The organism is Salinisphaera dokdonensis CL-ES53 (genome assembly GCF_040361215.1).
Taxonomy (GTDB): Bacteria; Pseudomonadota; Gammaproteobacteria; order Nevskiales; family Salinisphaeraceae; genus Salinisphaera; species Salinisphaera dokdonensis.
Window position 1 is genome coordinate 303,032 of sequence record NZ_APND01000001.1, and the last position, 16,911, is coordinate 319,942.

At 63.8% G+C, this 16,911-nt stretch carries 14 protein-coding genes and 1 other RNA gene; 9 read left to right on the top strand and 6 right to left on the bottom strand.

The window, feature by feature from the left end; all coding sequences use genetic code 11:
- The first annotated feature begins 7 nt into the window (after positions 1–7).
- Together recN and SADO_RS01380 are read left to right on the top strand one after the other, a co-directional pair.
- Complete coding sequence (recN, locus tag SADO_RS01375; protein ID WP_353108582.1) at positions 8–1,681, top strand: DNA repair protein RecN; 1,674 nt, start codon at positions 8–10, stop codon at positions 1,679–1,681.
- A 103-nt stretch (positions 1,682–1,784) separates the two neighbouring features.
- Positions 1,785–2,255, top strand: a complete 471-nt coding sequence (locus tag SADO_RS01380) for an outer membrane protein assembly factor BamE (protein WP_353108583.1) — start codon at positions 1,785–1,787, stop codon at positions 2,253–2,255.
- Here SADO_RS01380 and SADO_RS01385 read toward each other — a convergent pair.
- Positions 2,241–2,549: an RnfH family protein gene (locus SADO_RS01385; protein WP_353108584.1), complete on the bottom strand. Its 309-nt coding sequence runs from the start codon at positions 2,547–2,549 to the stop codon at positions 2,241–2,243. The two genes, SADO_RS01380 and SADO_RS01385, sit on opposite strands and share 15 nt — an antisense overlap.
- Positions 2,546–3,934 (bottom strand): sodium-dependent transporter, encoded by a 1,389-nt coding sequence (locus tag SADO_RS01390; RefSeq protein ID WP_353108586.1) that lies wholly within the window; start codon positions 3,932–3,934, stop codon positions 2,546–2,548. The genes SADO_RS01385 and SADO_RS01390 overlap by 4 nt, the downstream gene beginning before the upstream one ends.
- Before the next feature lie 207 nt (positions 3,935–4,141).
- Here SADO_RS01390 and smpB point away from each other — a divergent pair, with 207 nt between their 5' ends.
- Entirely contained in the window at positions 4,142–4,615 is a 474-nt protein-coding gene (gene smpB, locus SADO_RS01395) for an SsrA-binding protein SmpB (protein WP_353108587.1), read from the top strand.
- A gap of 94 nt (positions 4,616–4,709) precedes the next feature.
- Positions 4,710–5,069, top strand: a transfer-messenger RNA (tmRNA) gene (gene ssrA, locus SADO_RS01400).
- A gap of 53 nt (positions 5,070–5,122) precedes the next feature.
- On the opposite strand, the gene SADO_RS01405 is transcribed toward ssrA, so the two are convergent.
- Complete coding sequence (locus SADO_RS01405) at positions 5,123–5,950, bottom strand: sulfite exporter TauE/SafE family protein (protein ID WP_353108589.1); 828 nt, start codon at positions 5,948–5,950, stop codon at positions 5,123–5,125.
- Between the two features lie 413 nt (positions 5,951–6,363).
- On the opposite strand from SADO_RS01405, the gene SADO_RS01410 reads away from it, so the two are divergent.
- A complete protein-coding gene (locus tag SADO_RS01410; protein WP_353108591.1) occupies positions 6,364–8,145 on the top strand; it encodes a potassium/proton antiporter in 1,782 nt (593 codons plus the stop codon).
- A 58-nt stretch (positions 8,146–8,203) separates the two neighbouring features.
- Here the strand turns inward: SADO_RS01410 and SADO_RS01415 are convergent, their stop codons facing one another.
- Together SADO_RS01415 and ppsR are read right to left on the bottom strand one after the other, a co-directional pair.
- Positions 8,204–8,677 (bottom strand): DUF1249 domain-containing protein, encoded by a 474-nt coding sequence (locus SADO_RS01415; protein WP_353108593.1) that lies wholly within the window; start codon positions 8,675–8,677, stop codon positions 8,204–8,206.
- 70 nt (positions 8,678–8,747) lie between these two features.
- A complete protein-coding gene (ppsR, locus tag SADO_RS01420; protein ID WP_353108595.1) occupies positions 8,748–9,584 on the bottom strand; it encodes a posphoenolpyruvate synthetase regulatory kinase/phosphorylase PpsR in 837 nt (278 codons plus the stop codon).
- 75 nt (positions 9,585–9,659) lie between these two features.
- Here ppsR and ppsA point away from each other — a divergent pair, with 75 nt between their 5' ends.
- Genes ppsA through SADO_RS01440 form a run of 4 tightly spaced genes read left to right on the top strand, consistent with a single transcriptional unit; the run spans position 9,660 to position 14,886 of the window.
- The gene (gene ppsA / locus SADO_RS01425) at positions 9,660–12,080 is read left to right on the top strand and encodes a phosphoenolpyruvate synthase (RefSeq protein ID WP_353108597.1); all 2,421 of its coding nucleotides are present in this window, start codon (positions 9,660–9,662) and stop codon (positions 12,078–12,080) included.
- Between the two features lie 31 nt (positions 12,081–12,111).
- Positions 12,112–12,945 carry a sulfurtransferase gene (locus SADO_RS01430; RefSeq protein ID WP_353108598.1) on the top strand — a complete coding sequence of 278 codons (834 nt, stop codon included), beginning with the start codon at positions 12,112–12,114 and terminating at the stop codon, positions 12,943–12,945.
- Entirely contained in the window at positions 12,942–13,817 is an 876-nt protein-coding gene (locus SADO_RS01435) for a DMT family transporter (RefSeq protein WP_353108600.1), read from the top strand. The genes SADO_RS01430 and SADO_RS01435 overlap by 4 nt, the downstream gene beginning before the upstream one ends.
- A gap of 25 nt (positions 13,818–13,842) precedes the next feature.
- A complete protein-coding gene (locus tag SADO_RS01440) occupies positions 13,843–14,886 on the top strand; it encodes an MBL fold metallo-hydrolase (protein WP_353108601.1) in 1,044 nt (347 codons plus the stop codon).
- Positions 14,887–15,177: 291 nt separating this feature from the next.
- Here SADO_RS01440 and SADO_RS01445 read toward each other — a convergent pair whose 3' ends face one another.
- On the bottom strand, positions 15,178–16,866 hold the full coding sequence (locus tag SADO_RS01445; RefSeq protein ID WP_353108603.1) for a putative bifunctional diguanylate cyclase/phosphodiesterase: 1,689 nt from the start codon (positions 16,864–16,866) through the stop codon (positions 15,178–15,180).
- Positions 16,867–16,911 lie beyond the last annotated feature (45 nt).

Below are 16,911 nucleotides of genomic sequence, written 5' to 3' on the forward strand. Positions count from 1 at the left end.
ACGCCCCATGCTCGCTGAGATCACGGTCCGAAACTTCGCGATCATCGACCGACTCGAGGTCGAATTCGAGTCCGGCATGACAGTGCTGTCCGGCGAAACCGGCGCCGGCAAGTCGATTCTGGTCGATGCGCTGAACCTCATTCTCGGCGATCGCGCCGATGCCCAGGCCGTACGCGAAGGCGCGGAACGCGCCGAGGTCAGTGCACGCTTCGTGCTCGACGACGCGCCTGCCGCCCATCAATGGCTTGTCGACCACGAGCTCGACGACGAGAACGAATGCGTCATCCGGCGCGTGGTCGCCAGCGAGGGCCGCAGCCGTTGCTGGATCAATGGCACGCCGATGCCCGCCCGCGAACTGCGCGAACTCGGCGAGCGGCTAGTCGATATCCACGGCCAGCATGCCCACCAGTCGCTGCTACGGCGCAGCGCCCAGCGCGCCCTGCTCGACGAGTACGGCGAACATCCGGACACGCTCGCTGCCGTCGCTGATGCGGCCGAGGCCCTGCGCGCCACGCGCGACGAGATCGCGCGCATCGAACAGATCGACGATGCCGGCGACATGCGGATCGACCTGCTGCGTTATCAGGTCAACGAACTGGAAGCGCTGGATCTCGGCGCTGACGAACTCGACGAACTCGAAGCCGAACATCGGCGCCTGGCCAGTGCCGAGCGCCTGATCGGCGACGGCCAGCACGCACTGGCGCTGCTGTTCGAAGCCGAAGACGGTGCGGCCACCGATCAACTCGGCGGCGCCGAACGACTTTTGAACGACCTGGCCGCAATCGACGATGGCTTCAAGCCGATCCTCGAACTGGTGACCGGTGCGCGGATTCAGGCCCAGGAAGCGGTCGATTCGCTGCGTCACCATGTGGATACGCTGGATATCGACCCGCAACGGTTTCGCGAAGTCGAACAACGCCTCGCCAGCATCCAGGACCTGGCACGCAAGCATCACTGCAATCCGAGTGATTTACCCGCCCTCGCCGATCGTCTCGGCGAAGAACTGCAATCGCTGGAGGGCGCCGGCGCCCGCCTTGATGCCCTGCGTGCAGACGAGACTCGGCAGACCGACGATTATCGCAAGGCCGCGAAGGCCCTGAGTGCGAAGCGGGCGAAAGCCGCCAAACAGCTCGGCGCGGCGATCACCCGCATCATCCAGTCGTTGGGCATGCCGGAGGGCGACTTCAGCGTGCAGGTCACGCCCGAAGCGCACGAGCGGATCAACGCCGCCGGCACCGACGAGATCGAGTTCCTCATTGCCGCCAACCCCGGTCAGAGCGCGCGCCCGTTGGAGCGCGTGGCCTCCGGCGGCGAACTGTCGCGTATCAGTCTCGCGATCGAGGTGGTGGCGGCCGCCCGCACCCGGGTGCCTACATTGGTCTTTGACGAGGTCGATACCGGCATCGGCGGCGGCGTGGCCGAGATCGTCGGTCGCCAGCTGCGCGAACTCGGCGCGACCGGGCAATCGCTGTGCGTGACGCATCTGCCACAGGTTGCCGCCCAGGCCGCGCATCACCTGCATGTCGCCAAGCACGTCGCCGAGGGGCAGACGTCCACCCGGATCGCGCTGCTCGATGAACAGGCGCGCGTGGAAGAACTCGCACGCATGCTCGGCGGCGTCGAACTCACCGCCCAGACCCGGGCCCATGCCGCGGACATGATTGCCCGCGCTCACGGCTGAGCATCCGCCATCACACGCCTGCCTCGCGGTCGCGCCAACGGGCCGTTTGGCAGGCAAAAAGCGCTGCCGTATGATGCGGTTCGCCAATAGGGGTTAGAAGTCTATGAGAACAGTCGCCGTGCTCGCCTCGCTGCTCATGCTCACCGCATGCAGCCTGCCGGTCTTCTTCCGTGTACCGGTGGTACAGGGCAACGTGGTGACGGCCAAGAACGTCAACCAGCTCGAAATCGGCATGACCAAGCGTCAGGTCGAATACGTGATGGGCACGTCGCTGATCGACAGCAGCTTCGAGAAGGACCGCTGGGACTACGTCTTCTATTACCGCGATCCGCGTGCCCATGTGCGCAAGAGCGAGCTCAACCTCTACTTCGTCAACGACGAGTTGGCCGAGATCGACGGCGACGACGAATACACCGCTCAGATCATGGACGGCGAGCCCGGCATGGACGACGACCAGCCCTTGCCGTCGAGCGTATCGCCGGGCCCCGATAACGACGAACCCGGCATCGACAACGAAGACAACGGTCGCCGCTCGGAAGATCAGCCGCTGGGTACCTCGCTACCCGGCACCTGAACGATCCTTCCTGCGCCGCGCATCGACCTGGGCGCGGCGCCGCTGGCGCGGATCCGCAGTCAGCGGCCGATAGATCTCCACCCGATCGCCCGGCTTGAGCACTTGATCGGCGCGCACCTTGCGCCCGAACAGGCCCAGCGGCGGTGCGCCTTCCCCACCGGCCTCGCGATAGACCGCCTCCAGCCCGGAAGCGTCCAGCGCCTGCTGCGCGGTCGCGCCCTCAAACAGCCGAACCTGTTCGCGCCAACAGCGCTGCGGCAGCGCAAAGATGACTTCGATCGTCATCTCGCTCATGTCGTCGGCTGCCAGACCATCTCGATAAGCCGTAGCCCGCCCATCGCATAGGCCAGCACGAACACCAGCACGATGCGCGTGGGATAGCGCAGCAGGCCATGCCATACCGCAAAGCCGGTCGCTCGACCGTACTCGCCGGAATGCTGCCAGGCATCGACCAGGCGCTTGCGCGCCAGTACACGTCCCATGAGCACGCACAGCAACAGACCGGTCAACGGCCCGATGAGCTGTGCGGTCGCGAGCATCAGCCAGCCAAACAGGTTGTAGCCCAACAGCGTTAGCGGTTGAAGAATGCCGAACGACAACAAGGCCGCCAGCCCCAGAAGCGCGAGCCCGACACCCGCATACAGCGTCGAGCGCAGGCGCGTGTAGCCGCTGCGCTGCTGCACCAGCTGCACCACGGGCTCGAACAGGCCGATCGCCGTGGACAGGCTGACAAGCGCGATGAGCACGAACATGATCGGCGCCTGCCAGCTGTCCGCGAGCGCGACGGGCATGGCCTCGAACAGGCTCTGTACGCCCACGTCCAGCACAGCCGGGCTACCACTCACGAACACGCTGAGCATGAACGCGCAGGCCAGCGATACCATCAGGTCGATGATCAGTACCAGCAGCGACAGCCGTACCACCGGCGCGCCGACAGGCAGGTAGCTACCGAAGGCCACCACCACCCCGGACCCGAGGCTGAGAGTGAAGAACGCCTGATAGAGCGCTTCAAACACGCCGCGCCAGCTCAATGCCTCGAAATTAGGGGCAAAGACATTCTGAAAAGCCGCGCCCGCGCGTGGATCCAGCAACGCCGAGACCATCAACGCCGTCAGCGCCATGAGCATGAAGAACGCCAGCGTGCGCATCACCGGCTCCACGCCGCGGCGCAGCCCACGGGCAGACGTGGCCGTGATCAGACCAAAGAACAACAGCAGCCAACCGAAGCCGCGCTCCGAGTCACGCGCAAAGGCGACGAACTGAGCGCTCGCCGCCTCCACCGAACTGCCGTCGAGCGTGCCGGCCACGCCGCGCAGGCTGTAGGCAAGACTCCAGCAAGCCACCACGCTGTAGGCCGCGAGCAACAGCGCCGCGCCGAACACGGCGACATAACCACTCCAGATCCAGACGCGCGAGTGCGGCGCATTGCGCGTCCAGGACGCAATCACTCCGGGCACATCCGCGCGCGTGCCCCGCGCCATCAGCAACTGCCCGGAAAACAACGGCAAACCCATGCTCAGAAGCGCGCCGACATAGACCAGCAGAAAAGCGCCCGAGCCGTGTTCGGAAAGCAGAAAAGGTAGCCGCCAGAGATTGCTCAGGCTGACCACCGCCGCGATCATCGCGATCGCGAAGCGCGGCGAAGACGACCATTCCGGTCGTTGCGCGTAGGCCACCATCAGCGGCCGCAGCCGATAGAGCGCGCGGACGCCGCCGGACAGATCGGCTTTCGCGCGTTCGCTCGTGTTGTCGAATCACCGCTTTCGGCTGGGTCGCGCACGCGCGCACCTCGCGTCGCCCTGCCATTCCGTACGGCAGGGGCTGAATGAATAGCCTGCAAATCGCCCCCCGGTTATTTGCTTGCCCCGGGCCGCTATACTAAGCCCATGGCTAAGCAAAAAAACAGCAAACAACCCAGTTCGACGATCGCGCTCAACAAGCGCGCGCGTCACGACTTCTTCCTCGAGGAGCGGCTGGAGGCCGGTCTTGTCCTCGAAGGCTGGGAGGTCAAGTCGCTGCGCGCGGGCAAGGGTCGGATCACCGAAGCCTATGTCCTGATCAAGGACGGCGAGGCCTTTCTGCTCGGCGGTCATATCCAGCCGCTGCAGTCGGCCTCGACCCATGTGGTTGTCGACCCGACCCGTACGCGCAAGCTGCTGCTGCACGAGCGCGAGCTCGCCACGCTGATCGGCGCAACCGAGCAGAAGGGTTTCACCATCGTGCCACTGGCGATGTACTGGAAGCGCGGCAAGGCCAAGCTCGAGATTGCGCTGGCCAAGGGCAAGGCCAACTACGACAAGCGCCAGAGCAAGAAAGAAGCCGACTGGAATCGTCGCAAGGCCCAGATCCTGCGCACCTGAGGCACGATCCGGTCCCCATTCGACGCCGTACCCAACTTGAATCCGACGCGACGAACCACACTTCTTTTTTGCTGTTACAATTTGGTTGTTATTAGGGGACGACATGGCTTCGACGCCGATGTCAAAACCCAAGGTGCATGCCGAGGTCGCAAATCAACCTCGTTAATCAATTTGCAACCTAAGCTAGTTGCGAACGACGACAACTACGCTCTAGCGGCTTAAACCCCGCTAGTGCCCGCCCGGTAAGTGTCTATGCTTCCGGATACGGGTATCGACTCTCATAGACTCGCGGCAAAGCCCCGCTTCGGGCTGACCCGTTAAGAGCAAACGAAGATAAGCGATCGTTGTCCCTTGTCGTCGGGTAACGTGAGCCGACAATCAAAGACGGCATAAGCATGTAGACCCGAGGGTCGAGAATCGGCGGACGCGGGTTCGATTCCCGCCGTCTCCACCAAGCACCGGCCCCGTATCGCAATTCGCGATACGGGGCTTTTTAGTGGGCGGCGCTCAGGCAAGCACGAGTGTCTGCACGAGCATGCCGACGGCGATCGCGGCCATGGCCAGCGCAAACACGCTCTGCAACGTCGCACCGGCCAGGTAGCGCGCGAGCAGCCGGCCCGCGGCCATGCCCAACACCCCGCCAAGCACGAACAGGCCGGTCAGCGTCCAGTCGATCTCGCGTCCGGCGACAACCGCCGAACCCAGGCCGGACAGGCCGATGAACGTGATCACGGCCAGCGAAGTGGCTACGGCACGGTGGATGCCCATCTCGGTGATCAGCATCAAGGCCGGCACGATCAGAAACCCGCCGCCCACGCCGAACAGCCCCGAAAGAACACCGACTACCAGGCCCGCGACACCGAGCGCGGCGCTGCAGGGCGCGTTGAGCCGCAGCCGGCCGTCACGACTGTATCGACAGACCGTGCTGGCATCGCTTGCTGCTTCGGGCGCGACACGGGCGCGCACGACGCTCGATTCCTGCGGCGCAGCCCGGGCGCGCCAGGCCATACGCGATGCGACGCCGAGCATCAGCACCGCGAATGCGGCCATCACGACAGATTCGCTCAGCCGCGCGCCGAGCATCACGCCCAGCGGGGCCGACAGCATCCCGGCGACCGCAATAATCAATGCGGCGCGACGCTCCACGATGGAGCGCGCCAGCCCTTCTGCGGCACCAAAGGCGGCCGTGATGGCGACCGCGCCAAGCGATATGGCGACCGCACTATGCGGGGCGACGCCCAACCCATAGATCAACAGCGGAACGGCAAAGATCGATCCGCCCCCGCCCGTGAGGCCCAGCGCCAAACCGACGATCACGCCGAATAAAACGCTCATCGAGCGCGCGCACTGAAACTCGAGTCCACGAAATCCCGCTTGGCGCGATCGAACTGACGGGATCGCGAGCAATCGATCAGGATAATTCTTATAGATCTATGCATATTCTATAATGTTATTAACTCATGCCGCCGATGTCACCTACCGAACCGTCGAGCGCTATCGAAGCCCTACCGCCATTGGTCCGATAGGTCGTGTAAATCGAGCCATCAACAGCCGGCCAGCTCGGGATTAGACGCATAGGGCTCGGGAGAAACCGGAAGTCCCCGTGGCATAGTGAGCATTGTTAAACCGGCACCTTGCCCGGTACGCCCCGCATTCGCGCGCCTTCTGTCTGGATGTTCAGCGATGCGACTGCGCGCGGCCGGCGCGTTGGCCGCGTGATGCCTTGATGATCGACTGCACCGGATCCGATGACCGATACCAACGTCATTCTCTTCTTTGTCGGCCTGCTGCTTTTTCTGAGCGTACTGGCCAGTTCGTTGTCCCGGTTCGGGCCGCCGCTGCTGCTGATCTTTCTGGTCGTCGGGATGCTGGCCGGACAGGACGGCCCGGGCCAGATCGACTTCGACAACGTGCCGTTGGCATTCTTCATCGCCAATCTCGCACTCGCGATCATCCTCCTCGACGGTGGGCTGCGAACGCATATCCAGACGTTCCGGGTGGCGCTATGGCCGGCGTTATCGCTGGCCAGCGTGGGCGTATTGGTTTCGGCCTCGCTCGCGGGCGCGTTCATCGCGTTCTGGCTCGACGTGGACTGGCGTTACGGGCTGCTACTGGGCTCGATCGTCGCCAGCACCGACGCGGCGGCCGTGTTCTCCCAGCTGCGTAGCTCCGGCGTCACGCTCAACCAGCGCGTAAGTGCCACGCTGGAAATCGAATCCGGCACCAACGATCCGATGGCGATCTTTCTTGTGACGTTTCTGCTCGCCACGATCGAAAGCAGCGAAGGGTTCACCGCATCGAGCGTCGCCAGCCAGATCACGGCCCAGTTCGGGATCGGTATCGTAGGCGGCGTGGTACTCGGTTACGGCTTGTCGTTCCTCGCCGCGCGCATGCAACTGGTGGAAGGCCTGTACGCGCTGCTGATCGCTTCGGGCGGCTTGATGGCCTTCACTGCGATCAACCAGCTCGGCGGCAGTGGTTTTCTCGGCATCTATCTGGTCGGCCTGATTGTCGGTAATCGGCGAAATCATGCGTCCGAGCATGTATTCCGCGTGATGGACGGCCTGGCCTGGCTGGCGCAGGCCGGCATGTTCCTGGTCCTGGGGCTGCTGGTGAACCCGCACCAGCTTTGGGATCATTTCGGTGCCGCCGCATTGATCGCGCTGTTTCTGATGTTCGTCGCACGTCCGGTGGCGGTCTGGCTCAGCCTGTTGCCGTTTCATTTCCCGACTCGCGAGCAAGGCTTCATCGCCTGGGTCGGTCTACGCGGCGCGGTGCCGATCGTACTGTCGCTGTTTCCGCTTATGGCGGATATGGAAGGCGCCCAGTTCCTGTTCGATATCACCTTTGCCGTGGTGTTGGTGTCGTTGGTTGTGCAAGGCAGCTCCCTGGCCTGGACCGCCCGATGGCTCAAGCTGGAAGTGCCGCGCGAGCCCGGCCCCGCGGCCAGTTTCGGATTTCGCGGAACGCGGCCGGACCCTCATGTACTGCTGGGCTTTCGTATCCAGCTGGCGTCCAGCCTGGCGGCCACGCAAGGTGAGGCGCTCAGTCGCTTCGACGGGCTGCGCTGCATCGCTGTGACCCGCGGGCGCCGCCTGATCTTCCCCAAGCCGCAGTTCGTGTACGCGGTCAACGACCTGCTCTATCTGATCACCCCCGAACGCCATAGCGACGAGCTCGGCAAACTGTTCCGTGGTGAGACCAAGCATGCCCCCGAAGCGCGCACCTTCTTCGGCAGCTTCACGCTGCGCGGCGATGCGGGCATCTCAGAACTGGCCGAAGCGTACGGCCTGTCGATTGCCGATTCGGATTGGGACCTGGCCATCGCCGATTACATGCGACGCCGGCTCAAGCGCCGCCCGGTCGAGGGCGATGTGGTGGATCTCGAAGGCGTGCGTCTGACCGTGCGCACACTAGCTGCCGGCGTCATCGACACCGTGGGTCTGCGCCTGCGGGAGAACGAGAACGAGGAAGACGAGACCGAGGCGCCCAAGCGCAAGTCCCGGCGCGCTCGCAAGCGCGGGGCCTGATCAGGCGACCGCGTGCCTTACCGGCCCGCGTTCGGCGGCAGGTATAGAGGCGGGTATATCAGGCCGGGGTACGTGGCCTATGGGCACCGCCGAAACCATGGCCCTGGCCCAGACAATAGTTGAGCCACTTGTTCAGCAACAGATTGCGCGGCCACTGGGCCTTGAGCACGTCGTCGTCGATTTCCGGCACGCCGGCGAGCGCCACATAGCGCGAACGCGCGTCGCAGGAGATCGCTTCAGCGAGCTGGGCATCGCGATAGACGCGCAGCAACAGATCCGGATCAGCGCGTAATTCGTCGCCCTCGCCGAACCAGTAGGTGAGATGAACCGTGGTGGTATAGCGACACCGTTCGACCACGCGCAGATACAGCGTCGCATCCGCACCTCGCGACTCGGCCGCCTCGAACGGGAAATCGAGTTCCGGCACGAGGCGTTCGAAGCGACGGTAATTGCTCTCGTAAAGCCCCATCAGACCGGTGAAGCTGCGCGGCTGCGCAGCCTGTAGCCAGTGGTTGCGTTTGAGTTTCGGCATCTGACCGACTATACGGCAGGGTCCGAGCTTTTCAAGCCGGTTTCCGACGGTCGGCGAGCAGGCATGAGGATCAGAACGAGCGCCGGCGGATATCCTTGTCCTGCATGATCATCGTGGCAATCTCTTCGATCGACTTGTTGGTCGTCTCCGAGTAAGACAGGCCGTGGCGCTTGTACAGGCTTTCTGCCTGTCGCAGCTCATAGCTGACCTGCGGCAAGGCCGCGTACTGGCTGCCCTTGCGCCGCTCGCTGCGAATCTGGTGCAGGCGCTCGGCGTCGATCCACAGGCCGTAAAGCTTTGCCTTGTGTTCCTTGAGCGCCGGGGGCAGCGTGCGACGCTCCAGGTCTTCTTCCGTGAGCGGATAATTGGCGGCATAAACACCGTGCTGCATCGCCAGATAGATGCAGACCGGCGTCTTGCCGCAGCGCGACGGCGCGATGAGGATGACCTGCGCGTTCTTGTAGCCGTTCTCGCCCACGCCGTCGTCGTGGGTGAGCGCATAGTTCATGGCATCGATTCGCGATTCGTAGATGTCTTCGTCGGCGATACCGTGCGCCCGCCCTTCCCGGTGCGTGGACTTGGTCTCCAGCGCGCCTTCGAGCGCGGGCACGAACATGTCGAACAGATCGAGGAAGACCACGCTGCCCTCGCGCAGGATCTCGCGCACTTCATCACTGACCGTCGTCGAGAAGATGATCGGCTTGAGGCCGCTCGCTGCGCCTGTGTGCTCGATGTACTCCAGTGCCGATCGCGCTTTCTCGGGCGTATTCACGAACGGCAGCGTGGATTGCCGGAAGGAGCCCTCGTCGAACTGCGTGAGCAGCGTGGAGCCAAGGGTTTCCGCGGTGATGCCGGTACGGTCGGACAGGAAGAAGATCGAGCGTTTCGGGGTTTCGGACGTTGTCATGGCGGCTATCGTGCACGAGGCATGCCGTGTCGCCTAGCCGATCGGTAACCGGCGGCGCCCCGACAGGCGGCGCGAATGTGTAAAATTGCGCGTTCGAACGTTTGCCCTGTGAGGACGAAATCTGTGCAAAACGCGCACGTTGTCTGGTTTAGCCAGTTGGGAATGAATGACGTCGAGACCGTAGGCGGCAAGAACGCCTCGCTCGGCGAGATGATCAGCCACTTGGCCGATGCCGGCGTCAACGTGCCCGACGGCTTCGCCACCACGGCCGACGCCTACCGCCAGTTTCTGGCTCACGACGGCCTTGCCGATCGCATCAACGCCGCGCTGGACGCGCTCGACGTCGACGACGTGGACGCCCTGGTCGAAACCGGCGAAAAGATCCGCAACTGGGTGATCGATCATCCCTTCCCGCCCGAGCTCGAGGACGCGATCCGCGAATCCTTCGAGAAGCTCGCCGGCGAGAACGCGGATATCTCCGTGGCCGTGCGCTCGTCGGCCACCGCCGAGGATCTGCCCGACGCCTCGTTTGCCGGCCAGCAGGAAACCTTCCTGAACGTGCGCGGGCTCGACAACGTCATGCTCGCGATCAAGGACGTGTTCGCATCGCTGTTCAACGACCGCGCCATCTCCTACCGCGTGCATCAGGGCTTTGAACACAGCCAGGTCGCGCTTTCCGCGGGCATTCAGCGCATGGTGCGCTCGGATACCGGCGCGTCGGGCGTGATGTTCACGATCGATACCGAATCCGGTTTCGACCAGGTGGTGTTCATCACCAGCTCCTGGGGCCTCGGCGAGGCCGTGGTTCAGGGCGCGGTCAATCCCGACGAGTTCTATGTCTACAAGCCGAATGTGGACGCCAAGCGCCCGGCGATCCTGCGCCGCGTAAACGGTGGCAAGGCCGTCAAGATGGTCTACACCGCCGATCGCAGCCACGGCAAGACGACTGAATTCGTCGACGTGGATAGCGAAGAGCAGGCCAAGTTCTCGATCACCGATACCGACGCCGAAGCACTCGCCGCCCAGGCGCTGATCATCGAACGCCACTACGGGCGTCCGATGGATATCGAGTGGGGCAAGGACGGCGAAACCGGCGAGCTGTACATCCTGCAGGCACGTCCGGAAACGGTTAAATCCAACAGTGGCGGCACGCTTGAGCGTTACATGCTGGATTCGGCCGGCCGCGAGGTGCTGGTCGAAGGCCGCTCGATCGGCCAGCGCGTTGGCTCGGGCAAGGTCCGCAACGTCAAATCCATCAAGGAAATGAACAAGGTTCAGACCGGGGACATCCTGGTCACCGACATGACCGACCCCGACTGGGAACCGGTCATGAAGCGTGCCTCGGCGATCGTGACCAACCGCGGCGGGCGTACCTGCCACGCGGCGATCATCGCGCGTGAGCTTGGGATCGCGGCCGTCGTCGGCACCGGCGACGCCACCGAAAAACTCACCGACGGCAAGGCCGTGACCGTGTCCTGTGCCGAAGGCGACACCGGCTATGTCTATGACGGCGAGATCGACTTCCGTGTCGACGAAGTCTCGCTCGACGAGATGCCGAAGATCGACACCAAGATCATGATGAACGTCGGCAACCCCGATCGTGCCTTCGACTTCGCCATGACGCCGAATGCCGGCGTGGGCCTGGCGCGGCTGGAGTTCGTGATCAATCGCCAGATCGGCGTGCACCCGCGCGCGCTGCTCGAATACGACGACCAGCCGGCGGATCTCAAGCGCACCATCGACGCGCATATCGCCGGCTACAGCAGCCCGGTCGAGTTCTATATCGATCGTCTGGTCGAAGGCATTGCCACGATCGCGGCCGCGTTCTCGCCCAAACCGGTGATCGTGCGCCTGTCGGACTTCAAGTCCAACGAATACGCCAACCTCATCGGCGGCGAGCGCTACGAGCCGGACGAAGAGAACCCGATGATCGGCTGGCGCGGTGCTTCGCGTTATCTGGCCGAGGATTTCACGCCCTGCTTCGAGCTCGAGCTGGCCGCCGTCAAGCGCGTGCGCAACGACATGGGCCTGAAGAACGTCCAGATCATGATCCCGTTCGTGCGCACCCTCGGCGAGGCCAAGGGTGTGAGCGAGCTGCTTGCCCAGCACGGCCTCGAGCGCGGCAAGGACGATCTCAAGATCATCATGATGTGCGAGTTGCCCTCGAACGCGATTCTCGCCGATGAGTTCCTCGAATATTTCGACGGCTTCTCGATCGGCTCCAACGACATGACCCAGCTTTCGCTCGGTCTCGATCGCGACTCCGGGCTGATCTCGCATCTGTTCGACGAGCGCGATCCGGCGGTCAAGGTCATGCTCGAGAAAGCGATCGCGGCCTGCAAACGGCAGAACAAGTATGTCGGCATCTGCGGCCAGGGCCCGTCCGACTACCCGGATCTGGCCAAATGGCTGCTGGATCAGGAAATCGAGAGCATGTCGCTGAACCCGGACACGGTGGTCAGCACCTGGCTCTACTTGGCCGGCGAAAGCGTCTAGCCCGATTATTCGACCCCGACGGAGAGGCTGCATGTCTGAGTCGCTGCCACTGTTCGTAGACGCCGAGACGCTTCAGGCGCGTCTCGGCGCCCCGGACATCCAGGTCGTCGCCGTCGACAGTGCGTCGGACTATGCGAATGCGCATATTCCCGGCGCGCTGCAGATCACCATGGCGGACTTCACCGCCAGTGACGCGCCCGTCGCCGGCCTACTGCCGGATGACGACGCCCTGCGCGATGTCTTTTCCGATACCGGGCTACGCAACGACGCGCATATCGTGGCCTACGACCGCGCCGGCGACGGCCAGGCCGCGCGTCTGCTGTATACGCTGGACGCCATGGGCCACAGCGCAATCTCCTTGCTGGATGGCGGCCTTGCCGCCTGGCACCAGGCGGGACTGCCGCTGGAAAACGGCGCGCCGCAAGCCGGCGCCAGCCGTTTCACGGTGGAGCGCCAGCCCGAGCGGATCGCCGATCGCGAATGGATCAAGACGCATCTCGACGATCCGGACACCGGCTTTCTCGATGTGCGCAGCGCGGCCGAATATGCCGGCCAGGATGTGCGCAGTGCACGCGGCGGGCATATTCCCGGCGCCGTCAGTCTCGACTGGAATCTGCTCAAGGGCGCGAACGGTCGCCTGCGCCCACGCAGCGAACTGCTGGAACTGGTGGCCAGTCATGATGTCCAGAGCGATCGCGAGATCGTGAACTACTGCCAGAGCCACGTGCGCTCGTCCTACAGCTATCTCGTGCTCAAGTATCTCGGCTTCGACAAGGTGCGTGGTTACCCGGGCGCGTGGTCGGACTGGGGTAATGCCGACGACACACCGGTTTCCGCCAACACCGACGACGCGAACGGCCAATGACGCATCAGCTGCGCCGCGGCGCAGCACTCGCTGTCGCCGGCGCAGCCTGTTTCGCGATCGTGAGCGCGCTGGTGAAGCTCGTCGGTTCGGACTTGCCCAACCCGGTCATCGTGTTCTTCCGCAACGCCTTCGCATTGATTGTGCTGTTGCCATGGATCGCGTTTATGCCCGGGCGCCGCGCATCATTCATGACGCGCCGGCCCGGCATGCACCTGTTGCGTGCCGCAACCGGTCTGGCGGCGATGTACTGTTTCTTCTACGCGCTATCGCAGATGCAGTTGGCGAGCGCTGTGCTGCTCAACTACAGCCAACCGCTGTTTCTACCCTTCATTGCCTGGGCATGGCTCGGCGAACGGCCGCCTGCGCGTATCTATCCTGCGGTGCTGATCGGTTTCGTCGGCGTACTGCTGATCCTGAAACCCGGTATGGGCTGGGCCGGCCCGGCCGGCATTGCGGGGCTGGCGGCAGGCCTACTGGCGGCCACGTCCATGGCTGCGATCCGTCGCATGTCCGATACCGAGCCCGCCGTACGCATCGTGCTGTGGTTCAGTGTGCTCGGCACACTCGTATCAGCCATACCTGCGGCACTCCACTGGCAAACACCAAGCGTTACACAGTGGCTCGGCCTGGCCGGGCTCGGCGGGATTGCGGCGGGCGGCCAGTTATTGCTCACTCGCGCCTATGCGTTGGCGCCTGCCGCCCATATCGGCGCCTTGATCTATACCACCGTAATCTTCGCGGCCTTGATCGGCTGGGTCGTGTGGCAGGAGCGCCCCGACCTGTTGAGCGCGGTAGGCGGCCTCTGCGTTATCGCAGCGGCATTGATCGTCGTCGTGCTACGCCAGCGCGTACCGCGCGTAAGCCAGGCATGATGAATCTTTCAGGAGTCCGACCTGCATGAAAACATCGCTACACCGTGTATTTGTGGGTCTTACGGCGGCACTCGCCACCGCCGGCTGTAGCAGCTATGGCTATAAGGGCCCGGTGAGCGATCACTTCGACGGCGAACGCTTTTATAACGCCGAACCGATCGAACACGAATTCGGCGACCTGCTGCGCTGGATACGCACGCGTGACAATCATCCCTGGGAACGCGTGGAGGGTTTCACGCCGCCCGCGCCGCCGCCCGCGCGCGTCACGGAGGGGCTGACCGTGACCTGGATCAATCATGCGACCGTGCTTATCCAGAGCGATGGCGTAAACATTCTCACAGACCCGATCTTTTCCGAGCGTGCGAGCCCGTTCTCATGGCTCGGGCCACGCCGCTATCATCCGCCGGGTGTCGCCTTTGAGGATCTACCGCCCATCGACGTGGTGCTGATCAGCCACGCCCACTACGACCATCTGGACCGGCCGACCGTCGCACGCCTCGCGGAACGCTTCGACCCTCTGTTCATCGCCGGACTGGGCCTGGAGTCATGGCTGCGCGATACCGGCGCGACCCGCGTCGTCACGGCCGACTGGTGGGACACGGTCGACCTCCCGGCCGCACTGAGCGTGGTCGCCGCGCCCGCACGCCACTGGTCGCGCCGCGGTGTGTTCGACCGAAACCGCACGCTCTGGGTCAGCTACTGGATCAACACGCCGGTCGGCGCGGTCTATTTCGCGGGCGATACCGGTATGGCGCCGCATTTCGATGCCATTGCCGCGCGCCTGGGCGCACCCCGTCTTGCGTTGCTCCCGATCGGGGCCTACGAGCCACGCTGGTTCATGGAACAACAGCATATGAACCCTGCCGACGCGGTCGCGGCACACCAGGCGCTGGGCGCAGAACAGAGCATCGGCATCCACTTTGGTACCTTCAAGCTCAGCGACGAGGGCCAGCAGGCCCCTGCTCGCGCGCTTGCAACAGCCGTTGAGGACGCCGGACTCGTTGCCGAAGACTTCATCGCGCCCGAGTTCGGCCAGCGTTTCGAATTCGAAGCGCGGATCGAGCGTTAGGGCCTGTTGCCGTTTCATACGAGTCCGCGCCAAGCGCTGTTTTGCGGCAAGGCAAGGCGTGGCACGCGCCGCGCAGTCCTTCCGCGCAAGTGTGCTAGAACACTGGATTGCCGACGTATATTCATTTTTGGGCGCTTGTCCCGAAGGGTTGGGCCGCCCTTGAAGAAACAACTATGGGCGCCCTGCGGCGTTACAAGTCTTGATCGTGGCTAGCCACGACCGGCGACTCGCGCCTTGCAGGACACGATTTGCGGACCCCAACGCGGCGCTCGTATAAAACGGCAACAGGCCCTAGTTCAGGCGCGGCGACTCCGAAGGCTCCACCCGGATGGTCGTGGGCTGCGGCTCGTGGTGCAGATGCCACTGTTCGAGCCACTCGCGGAGCTTGTCGACCGGCATTGGCCGGCCGATATAGTAGCCCTGCATGAGGTCGCAGCCGAGCAACCGCAGACGATCCGCCTGATTCTCGTTCTCGATGCCCTCGGCGACCGCACGCAGCCCGAGCGCGTGCCCGAGACCAATCGTAGCCTGAACAATCGACAGATCGGTCTTCGAGACCAGCATATCGGTCACGAACGAGCGGTCGATCTTGATTTCCGATGCCGGCAGACGCTTTAGATAGGCAAGCTGTGAATAGCCGGTACCGAAATCGTCGATCGAGATCTGAACACCCATGTTGGCCACCCGGGTGATGATATCCAGCGTGCGGCGTTGATCGGCCATCAGCGTGTCTTCGGTGATCTCGAGGGTCAGGTACTTGCTCGGCACTTCGTAGGCCGCCAGCAGGCCGGCGAGCACATCGGGGAAATCGGGGTCGAGCAGCGAACGTGCGGACAGGTTCACCGACATGCGCAGCGGCCAGCCCTCGGCACGCAGTTCCGATGTGTACTGCAACGCGCGGCGCAGGACCCAGTTGGACAGGTCGCGCATCAGCCCGCTGCGTTCGGCGCGCGGAATGAAGTCGCCGGGCATGATCATGCCACGACGCGGATGCTGCCAACGCACCAATGCCTCGACGCCGTGCACGCGATCGGCCTGGATATCGACCAGCGGCTGGAGATGCAGCACCAGCTGTTCGCTGTCGATAGCGGCCCGCAGTTCGGCGCTGAGACTGTGCATCTCGGCGTCCTTGAGCGGCAGCCGTGCCTTGACCAGTTCGAAGCCGCCCCCTCGGGTCTTGGCGTGCTGCATGGCGCCGTCGGCGGCGTTGAGCAGCGCATAGGCGTCACGCGCGTTATCGGGGTAGACCGCCGCACCAATGCTGGCCCCGAGGTTGAGCGATAACTGATCGAGCGCGCACGGGGGCTCCAGTGATTCCTGAATCCGCCGACCCAGTTTTTCCAGCATTTCGCTTGACTGCAGGGTCTCGACCAGCACGCCAAAACTGTCGCCACCAAGGCGTGCCAACAGAATCGCGGAATCCTCGACCGCATTGGTCAGCCGCCGTGCCACGCTCTTGAGAACGCGATCACCATTGGCAGCACCGAACTGATCGTTCACCTCGGAGAAGCCATCGAGATCCAGCACGATGATGCCGACGCGCGTCCGGTTGAGATGCGCTGAGGCCAGACTCGATTCCAACTGCTCTATGAAATGCGTGCGGTTGCACAGCCCGGTCAGCGAATCATGATTTTCGAGACGCCGGGCTTCGGCCTGTAGTGCAGCCTTGTCTGTACGCAGGCTTTCCGTCTCGTCGAGCACCATGGCGCCCGCCTCGTGCGAGAGGATGACGTGCACGTACTGGCCCCAGAAGGCGAACACGAACGGCATCACATCCATCGCCAGCAACGTCACGTTGTCACGCTGGGCGGCGTACATGCTGGAGAGAGTCAGCGGATCGCCGGCGAGCACCACGGCCGCAACGGTTGCCAGAACGACAGCTGCAAGCGCAATCGCCAGACCGTAATAGGCATAACGGGAAACCCGGCAGCGCAGCGCGCGCACCAGATGCGAGAAATACTCTGCGTTGGACTGCTGCAAATCGGCCTCCCCCCAGGCGATGGCCTCGACTCTAGCACCGAGAAA